At 34.8% G+C, this 1,886-nt stretch carries 1 protein-coding gene; it reads right to left on the minus strand.

From position 1 onward, the window contains the following. Positions 1–1,886 (minus strand): condensation domain-containing protein (locus BVC87_RS22935; RefSeq protein WP_143569901.1); only part of this gene is annotated, 1,886 nt, incomplete at both ends.

The raw sequence follows: 1,886 nt of genomic DNA on the forward strand, positions 1-1,886 counted from the left end.
AGTTCGTGCTTTTACGGATGCTAAAAAATCCATAAAACTTAAAGAACCGTCTACATTGTTACGAAGTGCTAAGGTGTTCACAAACATACCTACGATGTCCTTTAAGTCAGCATGGTCTCGACCAGAAACTACTGTACCTACTACAATATCTTCCTGATTACCTAACTTACTTAGTAAAATATTTAGAATCGCTAACGTAGGTACGTACAATGTAGTGCCAATATTACTAGCTAATAGTCGTAATGACTCCGTAGATTCTTTACTAAGACGTAAAACCTTTGAGTCTCCACTATAATCGCGAATACTACCTCTTGAATGATCTAAAGGTAATTCTAATACCTTGGGTAAATCACTATACTCCGAAAGCCAAAATTCACGCTGAACTCCTAACTTACTCTGATATAATGAGCTTTGTTGCCATAAAATATAATCCTTGTATTGTAACCTTGGTAAAGATAACTCTGTACCTGATAATAAATCGCTAAACTCAGTCTTTACAAGCTCTAAAGAAACTCCATCAATAATAATGTGATGCATATCGATCAATAAAATCGATTCTTCTCCTGGTAGTCTTAGTAAACCTGCTCGTAATAATGGACCTTTACTCAAATCAAAAGGACGTACAAAATCCGACATAACTGCATCTATATCATCTCCTGCATACTCTTCTATAGAAAAATCTACTTCTGGGTGGATCCTTTGAACTACTTCACCTTTCAAAAACTCAAAAGACGTTCTAAAGCTATCATGTCTTTCTATTAACTTTTCAAAAACAACTTCTAATTCATCTTTTGTAATACTACTAGATATCCCTATGGTTTGAGGCATATTATACACCAAAGAGGTCTTGTCTAAATTATAGATAAAATGTAATCTACGTTGTACTGAAGATAAAGGGTAATAAGCAAGTGACTCACCCATCTCTATACCTAAATACATCTGTTTACTTTGTCTAGAAATAAAATCTGATAGACTCCTGATTGTATTGTAATGGAAAACTTCTCGCAAGGGAACCTCAGTATTCAAATCCCTTAAAATAAGATTCATCATAACCGTAGCTTTTAAAGAATGTCCTCCTAGTTCAAAAAAGCTACGCTCAACACTAATCAAGTCCTCCTCTATAGCTAAAACATCACTCCAGATTTTAACTAAAGTTTCTTCTATTTCATTAGAAGCACTAACATAATGATCACCTATATCTAAGGTTGGATTTGGTAAATTCTTGCGATCCACCTTTCCATTGGCGGTGATAGGTAAGGCATCTAAATGAACATAATAACTAGGTAGCATATACTCCGGTAACTTGCCGCGTAAAAAAGAACGCAATTCCGAAGAGTCTATCGATGTTTCTGATACATAGTAGCCTACCAAATGCTTGTCTTGATTTTGCTCTACAACATTTACTACTACATCTCTAATACTTGGGTAACCTAACAGTTGATTCTCTATCTCTCCTAACTCTATCCTAAAACCTCTAAGCTTAACCTGGCTATCTATACGACCTAAAAACTCTAAATTACCATCTTCTAACCAACGAGCTAAATCACCTGTACGATACAAGCGTTCTCCTTCCTTAAAAGGGTGAACTATAAATTTCTCTGATGTTAACTCCGCTCTATTGATATAACCTTGCGATAAACCTGAGCCTCCTATACATAACTCACCGATAACTCCTAAAGGTAATAACCTGTTATAACTATCTAAAACTAATAACTCAACATTATCTAAAGGTTTTCCTATAGGAATACTACTATGGGTAGTAAGTTCATTCGTTGAAAAATAACTACTATATACGGTAGCTTCTGTAGGACCGTATAAGTTTTCTAAGTTAATAGAAGTTCCTAAACTGATAAAACTATCATATAATCCCTTAGGGAAAACTTCTC

The organism is Tenacibaculum agarivorans (assembly GCF_001936575.1).
Classification (GTDB): Bacteria; Bacteroidota; Bacteroidia; order Flavobacteriales; family Flavobacteriaceae; genus Polaribacter; species Polaribacter agarivorans.